The sequence below is a fragment of the Geodermatophilus sp. CPCC 206100 genome, from assembly GCF_048569675.1.
Taxonomy (GTDB): domain Bacteria; phylum Actinomycetota; class Actinomycetes; order Mycobacteriales; family Geodermatophilaceae; genus Geodermatophilus.
Genome location: NZ_JAQISV010000008.1, coordinates 58660 through 74196 on the forward strand (window position 1 = coordinate 58660; position 15537 = coordinate 74196).

The 15537-nt window shown below is 73.6% G+C and carries 17 protein-coding genes; 8 read left to right on the forward strand and 9 right to left on the reverse strand.

Translation table 11 applies throughout. From position 1 onward, the window contains the following. Positions 1–49 precede the first annotated feature (49 nt). Both PGN05_RS04380 and PGN05_RS04385 read left to right on the forward strand, forming a co-directional pair. Positions 50–307, forward strand: a complete 258-nt coding sequence (locus tag PGN05_RS04380) for a hypothetical protein (protein WP_419751302.1) — start codon at positions 50–52, stop codon at positions 305–307. 37 nt (positions 308–344) lie between these two features. After that, positions 345–1265: a DUF6910 family protein gene (locus PGN05_RS04385; protein ID WP_419751303.1), complete on the forward strand. Its 921-nt coding sequence runs from the start codon at positions 345–347 to the stop codon at positions 1263–1265. Positions 1266–1268: 3 nt separating this feature from the next. Here the strand turns inward: PGN05_RS04385 and PGN05_RS04390 are convergent, their stop codons facing one another. The 3 genes from PGN05_RS04390 to PGN05_RS04400 form a co-directional block, all read right to left on the reverse strand. Then, positions 1269–1682, reverse strand: coding sequence for a VOC family protein (locus PGN05_RS04390; RefSeq protein WP_419751304.1), 414 nt, complete (start codon positions 1680–1682; stop codon positions 1269–1271). Positions 1683–1755: 73 nt separating this feature from the next. After that, entirely contained in the window at positions 1756–2178 is a 423-nt protein-coding gene (locus tag PGN05_RS04395) for a universal stress protein (protein WP_419751305.1), read from the reverse strand. Beyond that, the gene (locus PGN05_RS04400; RefSeq protein WP_419751306.1) at positions 2175–3686 is read right to left on the reverse strand and encodes an APC family permease; all 1512 of its coding nucleotides are present in this window, start codon (positions 3684–3686) and stop codon (positions 2175–2177) included. Before PGN05_RS04400 ends, PGN05_RS04395 begins: the two co-directional genes overlap by 4 nt. 109 nt (positions 3687–3795) lie before the next feature. Between PGN05_RS04400 and PGN05_RS04405 the strand changes: the two genes are divergently transcribed. Further along, positions 3796–5004: a saccharopine dehydrogenase NADP-binding domain-containing protein gene (locus PGN05_RS04405; RefSeq protein ID WP_419751307.1), complete on the forward strand. Its 1209-nt coding sequence runs from the start codon at positions 3796–3798 to the stop codon at positions 5002–5004. Here the strand turns inward: PGN05_RS04405 and PGN05_RS04410 are convergent. Then, positions 4961–5695 (reverse strand): CPBP family intramembrane glutamic endopeptidase, encoded by a 735-nt coding sequence (locus tag PGN05_RS04410; RefSeq protein WP_419751308.1) that lies wholly within the window; start codon positions 5693–5695, stop codon positions 4961–4963. The two genes, PGN05_RS04405 and PGN05_RS04410, sit on opposite strands and share 44 nt — an antisense overlap. Positions 5696–5697: 2 nt before the next feature. Here PGN05_RS04410 and PGN05_RS04415 point away from each other — a divergent pair, with 2 nt between their 5' ends. Together PGN05_RS04415 and PGN05_RS04420 are read left to right on the forward strand one after the other, a co-directional pair. Next, complete coding sequence (locus PGN05_RS04415) at positions 5698–6081, forward strand: hypothetical protein (RefSeq protein ID WP_419751309.1); 384 nt, start codon at positions 5698–5700, stop codon at positions 6079–6081. After that, a complete protein-coding gene (locus PGN05_RS04420) occupies positions 6078–6275 on the forward strand; it encodes a DUF6186 family protein (RefSeq protein WP_419751310.1) in 198 nt (65 codons plus the stop codon). The genes PGN05_RS04415 and PGN05_RS04420 overlap by 4 nt, the downstream gene beginning before the upstream one ends. 26 nt (positions 6276–6301) lie before the next feature. Here PGN05_RS04420 and gabT read toward each other — a convergent pair whose 3' ends face one another. The 5 genes from gabT to PGN05_RS04445 all read right to left on the reverse strand — a co-directional run bounded on the left by gabT (position 6302) and on the right by PGN05_RS04445 (position 12001). After that, positions 6302–7654: a 4-aminobutyrate--2-oxoglutarate transaminase gene (gene gabT / locus PGN05_RS04425; protein ID WP_419751311.1), complete on the reverse strand. Its 1353-nt coding sequence runs from the start codon at positions 7652–7654 to the stop codon at positions 6302–6304. A gap of 104 nt (positions 7655–7758) precedes the next feature. Then, the gene (locus PGN05_RS04430) at positions 7759–8805 is read right to left on the reverse strand and encodes an LLM class flavin-dependent oxidoreductase (RefSeq protein ID WP_419751312.1); all 1047 of its coding nucleotides are present in this window, start codon (positions 8803–8805) and stop codon (positions 7759–7761) included. Next, positions 8802–10367, reverse strand: a complete 1566-nt coding sequence (locus PGN05_RS04435; RefSeq protein ID WP_419751313.1) for an APC family permease — start codon at positions 10365–10367, stop codon at positions 8802–8804. Before PGN05_RS04435 ends, PGN05_RS04430 begins: the two co-directional genes overlap by 4 nt. Before the next feature lie 138 nt (positions 10368–10505). Then, positions 10506–11216 (reverse strand): cache domain-containing protein, encoded by a 711-nt coding sequence (locus PGN05_RS04440; protein ID WP_419751314.1) that lies wholly within the window; start codon positions 11214–11216, stop codon positions 10506–10508. Further along, positions 11213–12001, reverse strand: a complete 789-nt coding sequence (locus tag PGN05_RS04445; RefSeq protein ID WP_419751315.1) for a FadR/GntR family transcriptional regulator — start codon at positions 11999–12001, stop codon at positions 11213–11215. The genes PGN05_RS04440 and PGN05_RS04445 overlap by 4 nt, the downstream gene beginning before the upstream one ends. Before the next feature lie 126 nt (positions 12002–12127). Between PGN05_RS04445 and PGN05_RS04450 the strand changes: the two genes are divergently transcribed. From PGN05_RS04450 to PGN05_RS04460, 3 genes are read left to right on the forward strand one after another with little or no spacing between them, the layout of a single operon-like run. After that, positions 12128–13639: a (Fe-S)-binding protein gene (locus PGN05_RS04450; RefSeq protein ID WP_419751316.1), complete on the forward strand. Its 1512-nt coding sequence runs from the start codon at positions 12128–12130 to the stop codon at positions 13637–13639. Between the two features lie 2 nt (positions 13640–13641). Continuing rightward, positions 13642–15195, forward strand: a complete 1554-nt coding sequence (locus tag PGN05_RS04455) for an FAD-binding oxidoreductase (RefSeq protein ID WP_419751317.1) — start codon at positions 13642–13644, stop codon at positions 15193–15195. Next, positions 15182–15505 carry a hypothetical protein gene (locus PGN05_RS04460; protein WP_419751318.1) on the forward strand — a complete coding sequence of 108 codons (324 nt, stop codon included), beginning with the start codon at positions 15182–15184 and terminating at the stop codon, positions 15503–15505. Before PGN05_RS04455 ends, PGN05_RS04460 begins: the two co-directional genes overlap by 14 nt. Positions 15506–15537: the final 32 nt, after the last annotated feature.

Consider the following 15537-nt stretch of genomic DNA (forward strand, 5'->3'; position numbering starts at 1 on the left):
CATGGGGCAGCGGACGAGCCACACTCGGCCGCCGGGCTAGCGTGACGCCGTGGCTGCTGCCCCCCTCCGCCCGCCCTGGTTCGGCAACCGGGGCGTCCAGGTGCTCGCTGCCGGTGCGCTCGCCTACAACCTCGTGCAACTGGTGGGCCAGCTCGTCGACGCCGGCTGGGGGCAGGCGTTCCTCAGCTTCGCGTGGTGCGTGCTGTTCGGCTACGTGCTGGTCGAGTCGCTGCGCTTCCGCCGGCAGCAGGACGCGACCCGGGACGACCCGGTGGACCCCGACGGACCAGGGCGGGCGCAGGACTGAGCGGGCGAGCCGCGGAACGTGCGCGCACAGTGGCCCCGTGCGGGTCTTCGTGGACGGGATCGACACCCTGCGCTTCGACGACGGGACCCCGGTGACGGCGGCCTCGGGCATCGCACCGCTGGGTGATGGCTGGCTGATCGCACAGGACGACGCCACGTTCGCCGCCTGGCGTCGCGACGGTGGCGTGACCCCGGTTCGGGTGCTGCCGCCCGTCGAGGGCCTCGATCGGTTCACCGAGGCGCTGGGTACCAAGCGGCTGAAGCCCGACCTCGAGGTCGCGTGCCCGGCCGAGGTGGAGGGCGAGGCAGCCGTCCTGCTCCTCGGGTCGGGTTCCTCGGCGCGACGCATGCGGGGCGTGCTGGTGCGGCTCGAGGACGGGCGGCCGGTCGTGCTGGACGGGGACCTCACCCCGCTCTACGAGCGCGTCGCCCAGCACCTGGGTCGGGCCATGGACGAGCTCAACCTGGAGGGCGCCAGCCGGCACGGCGCCACGGTGCGCTGGTACAACCGCGGCAACCTGCGCGCGGGAGTCCCCTCCGCGAGCGTCGAGGTCCCCCTGCACGACCTGGTCGCCGCCGTCCTCGGCCGGGTCGATGCGGCGTCCGTGCCGGTCGAGCAGCCGCGGGTCTACGAACTCGGCGAGATGCAGGGGGTCGGCCTGGCGGTGACCGATGCGGTCGCGCTCCCGGATGGGCGGGAGCTCATGAGCGCCGCCGCGGAGGACACCCCCAACGCCATCGACGACGGTCCCGTCGTCGCCGCAGCACTCGCGCTGGTCGACGGCGCGACGGTGCTGCACGTCGCTGCCGTCCCGGAGGTGGACGGCCGCGTGCACAAGGTCGAGGGGTTGGCCCTGCAGGGGGTCCGTGGCGGTCAGGTCCAGCTGCGCGCTGTCGTGGACAGCGACGATCCGGCCGCGCCGTCGTGGGAGCTGCAGCTGCGCGTCGACCTGACGTGAGGCTCAGCCGGCCGGCTGGGAGATGTTCACCATCCAGGCGACGCCGAACCGGTCGACGCACATCCCGAACTCGTCGCCCCACACCTGCTTCTCGAGCGGCATGGTCACCGACCCGCCCTCCGAGAGCCCGGCGAAGTAGCCGCGCAGCTCGTCGCCGTCGTCCCCGCTGACGCTGACCGAGATGTTCGATCCCTCGTCGCGCTCCATGCCGGCGGGGGCGTCGGAGACCATCAGCGTGTACCCGGCCGGCGTCTCGAGCTGCCCGTGCATGATCTTGTCGGCGTCGGCTCCCGTGGCCATGCCGGCCTCGCCGAACGTGCTCAGGCTGAGCTCGCCACCGAACACCCCCCGGTAGAACTCGAGGGCCTGGCGGGCCTGGTCCGCGAAGTTGATGTAGGGGTTCAGGCGCGAGGTCACGGCGCGGTCCTTCCGAGCAGCGGGTGCGGGCCCGTCACCGTAGCGACGCCGACGCCCCGGCGGGGAGGTCTCCCTACGCCTCGTCCCGGGCGGGCACGCAGAGGACCGGCCGGTCGGACAGGTGCAGCAGCTTGTGCGACACCGACCCGAGGAACGCTCCCCGCAGCGGGCTCTCCCCCCGAGTGCCGACGACGATGACGCGGGCGTCGTGCCGGCCGGCGGCGTCGACGATCGCCTGAGCCGGCTTCTCCGACAACACCTCGACCACCGTCCGGACGCCGGCCCGGTCCGCCTCCGCGACCGCGTGCTCCACCGCCGTCCGGCCCATCTCGGCCAGTGCCCGCTGGTGGGCCTGGAACTCCTCCCCCAGCCCGCCCGGCGGCTCGACGCCGTGGACCAGCACCAGCGGCTCGTCGTAGCGGGCGGCCAGCGAGATGGCCATGTCCAGGGCCGGGCGGGAGCCGGGCGACTCGTCGTAACCGAGGACGATGCTCATCCTCGGAGCTCCTCGTCGACCACGACGCGGTCCCCGGCGATCCCCGGCCGCTCCTGCCAGAACCGCCGGTCCCGGGCCCGCCAGACGAACATGCAGACGAGGCCCACGACGAAGATGCCGACGCCGATGACCAGCGGCGGCCCGACGCCGAGCCAGGCCTGGCCGGTGTAGGAGTTCTCCGGGTCGGCGAGGTCGCCGATGGACAGGATCAGCAGCCAGATGAGCAGCCCCGACCCGATGAGCGGGCCGACCCCGATCAGCAGGAGCGACGAGACGCTGCGGGTCAGCTGCCGGCGGTGGTAGACCGCGCAGGCGATGCCGGTCAGCGCGTAGTAGAAGGCGATGAGCAGCGACAGGGCGGTGATCGAGTCGAACAGCGCGTTCTCGCTGAGCAGGCTCACCGCCACGAACCACACACTGGCGATGCCGCCCACCCACCAGGTGGAGACGTCGGGCGTGCGGTGGCGCGGCGAGATGTGCCCGAAGCGGCGCGGGAACGCGTGCCGGCGAGCCATCGACAGCCCGGTGCGCGAGGCCGGGAGGATCGTCGTCTGCGTGGAGGCGATGGCCGCCGTCGCCACGGCGAGCAGCACCACCCAGTCCCAGCCGCCCATGACCTCGGTGGACAGCAGCGCGAAGATCGCCTCTTCCTCGTCGGCGTTGTCCGCGAGGAAGTCGGTGCCGGCGAAGGCCAGGACGGCGATCGCGACGCCGACGTAGGTGACCAGCAGGACGACGGTGGAGACGATCGCCGCCCGGCCCGGGGTGGAGGTCGAGTCGCGGGTCTCCTCGGTGAGGTTGACCGCCGACTCCCACCCCCAGTAGGCGAACACGCCGAGCAGCAGGCCACCGCTCAGCGCCGCCCCTCCGGCTCCGAACGGGTTGAGCCAGCTCCAGCTGGGGTCCAGGCCGCCCAGCGGGCTGTCCCCGGTCACGCCCCGGACGATGGCCACCGCGGCGAACACCAGCAGGGCGACGGTCTGGGCCAGGATCAGGCCGTTCTGCAGCCGCGCGGACAGCTCCGTGCCCAGCACGCAGATCCAGGTCATGAGCAGGATCAGCGCCACGGTGAGCACCAGGACCACCGCCGTGTTCTCGGCCAGCGAGTCCAGGTTCAGCGTGCGCAGCGTGAAGACGACGCCGACGTTGGCCAGCGACCCGATGATGAGGACGCCGGTCATCGTGATGGCCCAGCCGCCGATCCAGCCGAACCACGGGCCCATCGCGCGGGTGACCCAGGAGAACGTCGTCCCGCAGTCGGGATCGACCCGGTTGAGCGCGGCGAAGGCCGAGGCGATCAGCAGCATCGGCACGAAGGAGGCCAGCAGCACCCCGGGGGTGTTGACGCCGGTGAGCGCGACCAGCGCACCGATGATCGCGGCGAGCGAGTACGCCGGTGAGGTCGAGGCCAGCCCGATCACCAGGGCGTCGACGAAGCCGATCGCGCCCGGCCGGAGGGTCGGCTCGGTGGTCGACTCGGCGACGGAGTCGGTGGGATCCGCGCTCATGCGACGGTTATCGCAGCACAGACGGCGTACGGCAAGGGTTCACCGCGCAGGAGACTGTCCCAACTGCGGAACTCGTGGCTAGGGTGGCCGCCACCCCACGGAGGTCCACATGCGCATCCTGCTGGTCGGCGCCGGCGGTGTCGGCAGCGCGGTCGCCTTGATCGCGGCGCGCCGCGAGTTCGTGGAGCGGCTCGTCGTCGCGGACTACGACCCCGCCCGCGCCGAGAAGGCGGTCGCCGCGGCCGGCGACCCGCGGTTCACGGCCGCCCGGGTGGACGCCTCCGACGAGGGCGCCGTCCGGGCCCTGCTGGCCGAGCACCGCTGCGACGCGCTGCTCAACGCCACCGACCCACGGTTCGTCATGCCGCTGTTCCGGGCCGCGCTCGCCGCCGGCGCCGACTACCTGGACATGGCCATGTCCCTGTCCCGGCCGCACCCCGAGCGCCCCCACGAGGAGACCGGCGTCAAGCTGGGCGACGAGCAGTTCGCCCTCGCCGCCGAGTGGGCGGCCGCCGGCCGGCTCGCGCTGGTCGGCATCGGTGTCGAGCCCGGCCTCTCCGACGTGTTCGCCCGGTACGCCGCCGACCACCTCTTCGCCGAGATCGACGAGCTCGGCGTCCGCGACGGCGCCGACCTCACGGTGCAGGGCCACGCGTTCGCCCCCTCGTTCAACATCTGGACCACGATCGAGGAGTGCCTGAACCCGCCGGTGGTGTGGGAGCGGGACCGCGGCTGGTACACCACCGAGCCGTTCAGCGAGCCGGAGGTCTTCGACTTCCCCGAGGGCATCGGCCCGGTCGAGTGCGTCAACGTGGAGCACGAGGAGGTGCTCCTCATGCCCCGCTGGGTCGACGCCCGCCGGGTGACGTTCAAGTACGGCCTGGGCTCGCACTTCATCGACATCCTGAAGGTCCTGCACGAGACCGGCCTGGACTCCACCACCCCGGTTCGCGTCGGCGACGTCGAGGTCTCCCCGCGCGACCTGGTGGCCGCGGCGCTGCCCGACCCGGCCGGCCTGGGCGCGCTCATGACCGGCAAGACGTGCGCGGGACTGTGGGTCAGCGGCACCGGCACCGACGGCCGCCCCCGCCAGGTGTACCTGTACCACGTGGTCGACAACGCCTGGTCGATGGCGGAGTACGGGACCCAGGCCGTCGTCTGGCAGACCGCGGTCAACCCGGTCGTCGCCCTGGAGCTGCTGGCCACCGGCCGCTGGCAGGGTCGCGGCGTGCTGGGCCCCGAGGCGTTCGACGCCGTGCCGTTCCTCGACCTGCTCAACGCCTACGGCTCCCCCTGGCACCTGCGCGAGGGCGGGTAGCCGCGGCGGACGCGAGGGCTCCCAGCGCGTTGGCCGCCAGGTGCAGCAGCGCGGGGGCCAGCAGGCTGCCGCTGCGCTGCCGCAGCCGGCAGAACAGCAGCCCCGCGCCCGCCGTCGCGCCGCAGCCGGCCAGCACCAGCAGGCCGCGGACGGCCGGCGCCGGCGCCACCCCGTTCACCGCGAGCGCGTCGAGCGTGGGACGCACGTGCCAGAGCCCGAACAGGGCCGCGGCGCCGGCCTCGGCACGGGCCGGGGGTCCGAGCCGCCGCAGGACGGCGGGCAGCACGCCGCGGAAGACCAGCTCCTCCCACACCACCGTGCCTAGGGGGATGCGCACGAGGACCTGGGTGGCCAGCTGCGCGCGGGTCAGACCGGCCGTGCGCGCGTCGCCCAGCAGCGGGCGCAGCGCCGGCACGGCCAGCGCCGTTCCGTAGGCCGCGGCGACCGCGGCGGCCCAGGCCCCACCGTGGCGCGCGCCGGCGGGCAGCGCGCCCCGGGCCAGGCCGAGCTCCGCCCAGGTCAGGCCCGCGGCCCGGGCGGCGGTGAGCAGGACGGCGCTCGCCGCCCCGTTGACGACCGCGTAGGGGCCCGGCAGCCGCGGCAGGACGAGGTTGTTCCAGGTGCCCGCGAGGACGACGGAGGACGCGGCCAGCACGACGACGCGGCGACCGGCGGCTGGGTGACCATGCACGGGTGCAGCTCCCTCGCTCGGCCCGGTGGGCAACGGTGGTGGTGCTCGGTGTGCCCTGCACCGCGGCCGTCACGGTCTGGGGCGAGCTGAGCCCCGGCAGTCTGGCGGCGGTCCTCGGCACCGGCACCGTCGTCGCCGCCCTGGCCCTGGCCGGCCGGTCCGGCGCCGGCGCGCCGCCGGTGGGGCGCGGTGGCCGGCCCTGGCTGCTGTGGGCCCTGGTGGTCATCGGCTGGGAGCTCGCGACACTCGCGCTGCCCGCCGTCCCGACCCTGAGCGACCTGCTCGACCCGGTGCTGGCGCACCCGCCGGTGCGCGCGGCGGCCACCGTCGGCTGGCTCGCGCTGGGCGGCTGGCTGATCGGCCGGCCCCCCACGGCGCGGCCGTGACCGGCGCCGTCCTGGCCGTCGCGGGCTTCGTGGCGCTGGGCGCGGCCGGGGCCGGGCTGGCCCTGGCCGCCCGCCACTCCCCCGACCGCGCCACCCCGGGGCAGGCGGTCGCCGCCGCCATGCGCACGCTGCCCGGCCGGGTGGCGGTGCTGGCCGCCTGGCTCTGGCTCGGCGTGCACTTCCTCGCGCGCTGAGGCGCGGCGGTCAGGCGGCCACCACGTCAGCCGGCGTGCTCGGCGACGGCGGCGTCCAGGACGTCGAGCGCCTCGCCCAGCAGCTCCGGCCCGATGACCAGCGGCGGGAGGAGGCGTAGCACGTTGCCGAAGGTCCCCGCGGTGAGGACGATGACGCCCTCCGCGTGGCAGGCCTTCGCGATCCGCGTGGTCAGCCCGGCGTCCGGCTCGGTCGTGCCGGGGCGCACCAGCTCGACGGCGAGCATGGCGCCGCGGCCGCGGACGTCCCCGATCGCCCCGGTCCGCTCCTGCAGCGCCTGCAGCCGCGGGAGCACGGCCGCCTCGATGGCGCGGGCGGCGCCGGCGAGGTCCTGCTCGCGCATGGTGCGGATGGTCGCCAGGGCGGCTGCGCAGGCCACCGGGTTGCCGCCGTAGGTGCCGCCGAGACCGCCGGTGTGGCAGGCGTCCAGGAGCTCGGCCCGGCCGGTCAGCCCGGCGAGGGGCAGCCCACCGGCGATGCCCTTGGCGGTGGTGACCAGGTCCGGCACGACCTGCTCGTGCTCGGAGGCGAACCAGCTGCCGGTGCGGCAGAAGCCGGTCTGGACCTCGTCGGCCACGAACACCGCCCCCGAGCGGCGGCTCCAGTCGGCCAGCGCGGGCAGGAACCCCGGCGCCGGGACGACGAACCCGCCCTCCCCCTGGATCGGCTCGATGAGCACCGCGGCCACGTTGTCCGCGCCCACCTGCGACTCGATGAGCCCGATCGCGCGCGCCGCGGCCTGCTCGCCGGTCATCCCCGGCGCGTCCCGGAACGGATAGGACATCGGCATCCGGAAGACCTCACCGGCGAACGGCCCGAAGCGGTGCTTGTAGGGCATGTTCTTCGCGGTCAGGGCCATCGTGAGGTTGGTCCGCCCGTGGTAGGCGTGGTCGAAGACGACGACCGCCTGCCGCCCGGTGGCGTGCCGGGCCACCTTGACCGCGTTCTCCACCGCCTCGGCGCCGGAGTTGAACAGCGCCGAGCGCTTCTCGTGGTCCCCGGGGGTGAGCCGGGCCAGCTCCTCGCACACGGCGACGTAGCCCTCGTAGGGCCCGACCATGAAGCAGGTGTGGGTGAACGCCGCCACCTGCGCCTGCGCGGCCGCGACCACCTCGGGGGCGGCGTGGCCGACGCTGGTGACGGCGATCCCCGAGCCCAGGTCGATGAAGGAGTTGCCGTCGACGTCGACCACCACCCCGCCGCCGGCGCGCTGCACGTAGACGGGCAGGACGCTGCCGACCGCGGAGGTGACCGCGGCGGCCCGCCGGGCGGCCAGCTCGCGGGACCGCGGGCCGGGCACCTCCGTGACCAGTCGGCGCTGCTGGGGGACGGTCTCGGGTCCGGTGAGCACGTCGGTCATCGGTTCCTCCTGGGAGTGCTGTGGGTGCGCGAGACCTGCCCGTCCCCCGTGTCGGTTGTCGCGGAAACCGACACGGGGTCGGGTGGGGGGCAGCGGGTCCTCCGTCAGGCGAAGGCCGGCATGACCTCGTCGTGGATGAGCTGCAGCTGCTCCTCCACGGTGGCGACACCGGGCAGCTCGCGCCCGGTGAACGCCTTGACCAGCGAGGCGTCGGTGATGGCGGCGATCAGGTGGTTCACCCCGGCGGGCTCGATGGCCTTGATCTTCGCCGTCACCTCCTCGGGGGTGCCCGAGAACGACAGCTTGTCGGCGAGCTCCGGCGTGGTCAGCTCGATGCCCTTGGCCAGGTCACCACCGGCGATGGCGTCGATGATCGGCTTGAGGCTGACCGGGTCGACGCCGTTGCGCTCCAACTGCTCGGCCGGCATGGAGGAGGCGTAGATGCCGACCATGCTGCGCGCGGCGTCCTTGGCCGCCGCGGAGTCGCGGCCCACCGAGACGACGACCCAGGCGCCGAAGTCCAGCGTCGTCCAGTCCTTGCCCGCCTTCTCGGCACCGGCCCGCAGGTGCTCGGCGGCGTAGTCGTAGGCCTCGCGGGTGTAGCTCAGCGCGTGGTGGCAGCCGTCGGAGTGCTCGGCCGCGGCCTCGAACGAGCGCGGCCCGCGCATGGCGCCCATCTTCACCGGCATCCGCTCCTGCACCGGCCGGGCGAAGGTGAACAGGCCGTCGTAGCGGAAGAACTCGCCGTCGAAGGTGATCGCACCGTCGTCCAGGAGGGTGCGGATGACCTTGACCCCCTCCACCACCCGGGACAGCGGCTTGGTCTGCGTCCAGTCGATCTTGTACTCGGCGAGCAGCCCGAAGTTCCCGCTGGAGAGCACCACCTCGGCCCGGCCCCCGGTCAGCTCGTCGAGCGTGGCGGCCGCCTGGGCGATGAGCGTCGGCTCCCGCAGGGTCACCGAGGAGACGCTGGGCCCCATCCGGACCCGCGACGTCCGCGCCGCCGCGGCCGCGAACAGCAGCCAGAGGTCCTTGTGCCAGGTCTCGTCGGCGGCGTACACCGCGTGGAAGCCCAGCTCGTCGGCCAGCTCGATCGCCCGCAGCGACTCCTCCAGGGGGTAGTCGGGCAGCATCGCGTAGCTGAACTTCATCGGATCTCCTCACTCGGGACGGTGGACGACGAGGCGGTGGACGACGGGGCGTTCGCCGCGCCGCGGCGGATCTGCTGCAGGTGGGCGGCGACCTCGCGGGCGTCGCCCTCCGGAACGCCGTCGGAGTGCCGGTCGGGGCGGGCGACAGCGAGGTAGAGCAGGCCGGTGACCAGGACGATCCCGACGCCGATCGCGACGATCCAGCGGTCGAGGAAGGCGTCGGCGTCCCCCGGGCGGATCAGCAGGTAGATCGCGAACAGGCCGTACGCGAGCGCGGCGACGTTGACCACCAGGCCCCAGCTGCCCAGGTTCCACAGCCCGGCGGGGCGCCAGCCGCGCAGCCTCTGGCGCAGCGCGGCCAGCACCACGGCCTGGAAGGAGATGTAGATGCCGCAGACGGCGAAGGCGGTGACGCGGGCGAGGGTGTCCGGCCGCCAGAAGACGAACAGGCAGATCAGCATCGGCACGACGCTGACCACGATCAGCGCGTTGATCGGCACCGCGTTCCGCTCGGGCAGGTGCGCCAGCCAGCGGCTGCCCGGGAGCATCCGGTCCCGGCCGAAGGAGTAGAGCAGCCGGCTGCCGGCCGCCTGGAGGGACAGCACGCAGGAGATGAACGCGGTGACGATGACGACGAGGAAGATCTTCGATCCCACCGTGCCCAGGGAGCTCTCGAGGATGCCCGGGATCGGATCGACGTCCTCGCCGTCCACGATGGCCTGCAGGTCGGGCGCCGCGAGCACGTAGCCGGCGTAGGACAGCAGGCCCGAGACGCCGCCGACGAGGATCGTGAGGATCATGGCCTTCGGGATCCGCCGGGTGGGGTCGGCCACCTCCTCGGCGACGTCACCGCAGGCCTCGAACCCGTAGAACAGGAAGAGCCCGGACAGCGAGGCGGCCAGGAAGGTGGTCAGGTAGGCCTGGTCGCCGCCGGCCCCCATCGCGTCGAAGAAGACCGAGAACGGCTGCTCCCGCCGGAACAGCAGCAGGTACAGGCCCAGGGCGATGACCCCGATCAGCTCGGCGCCCAGGCCGAGCTTCGCGACGCGGGCCAGGGTGCGGGTGCCGCTGACGTTGGCGAGGAACGCGACGACGAGCAGGCCGACCGCGGTGAGCAGGACGACGCCGGGGGTGGCGGCGACGCCGAACAGCGCCGCGACGAACCCGCCACCGAACTCGGCGACCGCGGTGATCGTGACGATGACCGCCCAGATGTAGACCCAGGAGACGATCCAGGCGTAGCGCCGGTTCCACAGCCGCCGGGTCCACGGGTAGATGCCACCGGCCAGCGGGTACTGCGACACCACCTCACCGAAGACCAGCGCGACCAGCAGCTGGCCGATGCCCACGATGACGATCCACCAGATGGCGGGCGGACCGCCGATCGACAGGCTGAAGGCGAACAGCGAGTACACGCCGACCAGCGGGGAGAGGTAGGTGAACCCGAGGGCCATGTTGGCCCACAGGCCCATGCTGCGCTCGAACTCCCCCGAGTAGCCGAGGGCGGCCAGCTGCTCCTCGTCGGCCGAGGAGGCCCGGGGGTGGTGCGCGGAAGTGGTCACCGACATCTCCTGGGATCGGCGGGACCCCGGGTCCCCCTCGTCGCCGGGGCCGTGCTCCAGCTCACATGACGCGGCAAAACGTATAGAGCCATAGTTCATCCGGGCAAGGGCCCGGTGAGCGGCTCGTCGGGCGGCCGGTCAGCCGCGGAGCAGGCGGTCGGCGCCGTCCACCGGGAACAGCCGCCAGGGCACCCCGGCCACCGGCGTCCCCTCGCCGGGGAGGTCGGTGTCGGGCCGCAGCAGCGCGCCGACCAGCCGGGCGGCCGACGTCGACAGCACCACCCGGCCCTCGTCGTTGACGAGCACGAACGGGGACACGTCGGCACCGAGGAGGCCGAGCAGGGAGGCCTCGAACCGGCTCACGGGGACGTCGGCGCCCACGACGCCGAGGAACCGCCCGCCGTGGAGCACCGGCTCGGTCAGCGTGAACAGGTAGCGACCGGTGCCGTGCACGTCCACGTAGGGGCCGACGACGTGCCGCCGGCCGGTGCACCGCGGGACGTCGAACCACTCGGTCGACGTGTAGTCGTAGAAGCCGAGGCTGGACGGGCGGAGGTCGGGGTGCAGCGCCACCAGCCGCCCGCCGGCCGGGTCGACCTGCCACCAGAGCAGGCGCAGCCCGACGCCGTCCTCCGGCCGCGGCGCCACGATCAGCCCCAGTCCGACGGCCAGCTGGCCGGGCGTCGCGAGCAGCTCGCGGGCCGCGTCCTCCAGCCGGCCCGGGCCCGCTCCCGCCAGGTCGCGCACCACCGGGAGCGCGGCCGCCTGCAGCCGGTGCACCTCGGCGAAGACCTCCTCGACGACCGCCGCCACGTCCGCGGCGAGCAGCGCCGTCCCGGTCGCGGTCACCCGGCCGCCTCCGCACCGGACGCGACCGCGGAGCTCCCGGCGGCCCGCAGCCGGCGCAGGCACAGGTCGACCGACCAGGCGGTGCGGGTGTCCACGTGCTCGGCGGCGAGCTCGCGGGCCCGCGCGGGGTCCCGGTCGTCGATCGCGTCCACGACGGCCCGGTGGCCGCTGACCACCACCTCGAGCAGCCGCGGATCCGAGGCCGGCGGCCAGGGCAGCTGACCCAGCTCGAGGTGCAGGTCCATCTCCTGCATCGTCAGCCGGACCGACTGCGCGCAGGCGGCCAGCTCCACGTAGAACCGCCCGTCGGCCCGGCGCTGGCCGGTCGGGGTGTCCTCCCGCGCCAGCCGGTCGACGATCTCGCGCAGCCGCGCGATCTCGCGGGCCGAGGCGCGGGAGGCAGCCAGCCGGGCGGCCGCGGACGCCACCGCGCTGTGGACGTCGCCGAGCTCGCGCAGGTCGGTGGTGGCGAGGTCGGCCAGCCGGGCGTCGGCCAGCTCGGCGAGGACGTCGTCGCGGGCGCGGACGAAGCTGCCGCCACCGCGGCCCCGGCGGGTCTCCACCAGCCCCAGCCGGCGCAGCTCCGCCAGGGCCTCGCGCAGCGTCATGGTGGAGACGTTGAGCATGGTGGCCAGGTCGGTCTCCGCGGGCAGCTGCTCGCCGTCGCCCAGCAGCCCGAGCGCGATGGCGCTGCCGACCCGGCGCACCACGGCCTCGCTGCGCAGCGCGCCGTCGTCCAGGGGCGCGAAGACGGCACGGCGGGCGTCGCCGCTGAGCAGTTGCACGCTCGCCTCCTGCCACCCGGGGACCCGAGTGTGGCACCCGAGAACCCCGGCGCTTAACCGTTGAGTCCATAGGTTTGCCTCGTTAGCGTGACGGACGCCCCAGCCGCCTGTGACGAGGAGCACGCAGTGACACAGGTCCAGCCCGAACGGGCGTCCGAGGGAGCACCCCGGGTCGACGCCCTCTCCGAGCCGTTCACACCGGGCGCCCCGTCCAACTCGCCGGAGCTGGCGGACTTCCCGGAGACGCTCGCCGGCCCGCTCCCGCCGCCACGGCAGGACCCGAGGACGGCCGCGTTCGTCGAGCAGTGGCGCAACACCTCGTACAACTGCTTCTCCTCGGGCCACAAGTTCTGCCGTGAGGTCTGCCCCGTCACCCAGGTCGAGCGCAACGAGTCGTGGACGCCGACCGCCTTCCACGCCAACGTCGTCGCGATGGAGCGCGGTGAGCTCGACATCGCCGACATCGCCGCCGACTACGTCAACTGCACCCAGTGCGGGGCGTGCGAGCTGCGCTGCCCCAACACCCTGTTCACCGGCGACTTCTACCGCTTCCGCACCCGCACCGTCGACGTGGTCAAGGCGGTGCGCTCGCTGGCGGTGGAGAGCGGCGTGCACCAGCCCAACTGGCAGGTGTGGAACGAGCGCACCGACCTGCGGACCCACGAGCCGGTCCTCGGGGAGACCCCGGTCAGTCAGGAGCGGGTGCGGGACTGGGCCGAGGGCCTGGACATCCCCGTCGGCGGGGAGACCGTCCTGTTCGTGGACTGCGAGGCGGCGTTCTACCGGACGTCGGTGCCGCGGGCGGTGGCCCAGGCGCTGCAGATGGCCGGCTACGAGTTCGGCCTCATGGGCGAGCAGTGGTGCTGCGGCGGCCCGGCCGCGGAGATGGGCTACGCCGAGCAGGCGCAGCGCTTCGCCCGCCACAACCTGGACGACTGGCACGCCACGGGCACCAAGCGGGTCCTGGTGCTCGACCCGCACGACTACATCAGCTTCACCGAGGACTACCCGAGGTACTTCGGCGAGGAGTTCGACATCGAGGTCGTGCTGGTCATCGAGGTGCTGGCGCAGCTGCTGCGCGAGGGCCGGCTGACCCCGTCCGTGCCGGTCGACCGGGCGATCACGTACCACGACCCGTGCCGGCTCAACAAGCGCAAGGGGATCTGGGCCGAGCCGCGCGAGCTGCTGCGCGCCATCCCCGGCCTGCGGTTCGAGGACGTCGACCGGGTGACCCAGTGGTCCTACTGCTCGGGCGGCGGGGGTGGCCTGCCGGTCGAGAAGCCGGAGCTGACCGCGAAGATCAGCGCGATGCGGCTCGAGCGGGCCGCCGAGCTCGACGTCGACACCCTGGTCAGCGCCTGCCCGTGGTCGGAGCGGCCGCTGTCGGAGGCCGGCGACGCGCAGGACATCGACGTCGTCGACCTGCACGAGCTGTTCGCCCAGTCGCTCGGCATCAGCGTCGGCGGGTCCCGCGGGGACGTCGGCGACCGGCGGCTGGCCCAGGAGCGCACCGGCGTCCCCGGCCGGGCCCGTCGGGCTCGCGGCGGGAACGGCGGGTGCGGCGGCGGGTGCGGCGGCGGGTGCGGCGGTGCCACCAGTGGATCGGGCAACGGCGGCTGCGGGTGCGGGGGGCACTGACCATGACGATCACCGAACCGGCGCCGTTCACCACCGAGCCGCTCAGCGAGGACCGGCTGAACGAGCTGGTCGCGGCCCTGCGGCCGGTCCTGGCCGACGACCAGCTGCTGCTGGCCAAGACCGACCGCTACAACCGCGCCCGGGTGCCCGCGCCGTTCCCGGTGCACCGCTGGTCCGAGCGCGTCCCCGACGTCGTGGTGATGCCCACCTCCACCGAGCAGGTGGCGGCCGTGGTGCGGATCGCCAACGAGCTGCGCATCCCCGTCGTCCCCCGCGACGGCGGCACCGGCCTGACCGACGGCGCGGTGCCGCACCGCCGCGGCATCGTCGTCGACGTCAAGAAGATGAACCAGATCCACGAGCTGGACCTGGTCAACCGGACCGTCACCGTCGGCACCGGCATCAACATGCTCAAGCTCAACGAGCGGCTGGCCCCGCACGGGCTGTTCTACCCGGACGACCCGGCGTCCTACCCGTGCTCCCTGGTCGGCGGGCGGATCGGCACCAGCGGCTGGTCGCTCATCGGCTCCCGGTACGGGCACACCCGCGACCTGGTGCTCAGCTTCGACCACGTGCTGCCCACCGGCGAGGTCCTGCACGTGGGCGACGGCATCGGCCGGAAGATCAGCAAGAGCTCCAGCGGCTACCAGCTCAAGCACCTGTTCATGGGCCACCAGGGCACGCTGGGCATCGCGACCAAGGCGACGCTCAAGCTGTTCCCGAAGCCCGAGGCCGAGCTCTCGCCGTTCTGGGCGTTCGACGACTACGAGGCCGCGCACGCCTGCACCGGCGCCCTCGCCCGGGCCGGGGTGGCCACCTTCGCCGGGGCGGTGCTCTTCGACGAGCACAAGGTCGCCTACCTGCGCCGCGACGACGAGGCCTACATCCCCCAGCCGGCCGACGTCCGCGCGCTGGTGTGCGCGGTCATGTACGGCTACGAGGACGAGGTCCGCGCCGGCGGGAAGCGGCTGTTCCGCATCGCCCGGGAGCACGGCGCCCGCTACCTCGGCGACGAGATCTCCGAGGGCGACTGGGCGGCCCGGCACGACCGGTACGCCACGCCGCTGCACGGGCGGACCAAGGACGGCCAGGTCATCCCGATGTCCTGGCACTGCGAGGACGCGGCGGTGAACTTCTCCGCCGTCCCGGCGGTCAGCCGCGCCTGGCACGAGATCCTCGCCGACCTGCGGCGGAAGACCGACGTCTTCGACGACTGGGGGATGTTCGCCTACACCTCGACGGCCACCGGCGTGGACTACCTGACCGAGATCGACGTCGGCATCTGGGAGCAGCGCCTGGACGACGCGGCCTGGGCGGCCTGGGTGCAGGCCAAGCGGGACATCGCCGCGGTGGCGCTGGCCTCCGGCGGCTCGATGAGCGCCTGCCACGGGTCCTGCCGCGAGGGTGAGGTCGACCTCCTCCCGGAGGAGCTCGGCAAGGGGTTCGACGTGATGCTCGAGGTCAAGCGCGCGCTGGACCCGAACAACGTCATGAACCCGGGCAAGTACCTGCTCGACCGCGCCTACGGGAGGGACACCACCGATGAGGGACGTTGACGAGGGCCCGGACGGCGACCCCGCGCCCGCGGCCACGGCGCCGTACCGGTTCGCCGAGCAGCACACCCCACCGGCGCCACAGCGGGCCAGCGAAGTGGCGCAGACGACCTTCGAGCACGTCTACGAGGTCGACCCGCGACTGATGCAGGAGCACGTGCTCCAGCAGGTCTTCCCCAACTGGGACACGCTGCGGATCATGCGCAGCCGGCACGACCACCTCACCTGGATGCACCAGCACTTCGCGGAGAAGGTGGTCACCGGCTCCGAGATCCTGGCGGAGGTGGAGCGGGAGACCCCGCCGCCCCGGTAGACGACTCCCCCACCGGCCGGGGCAACCGCGAG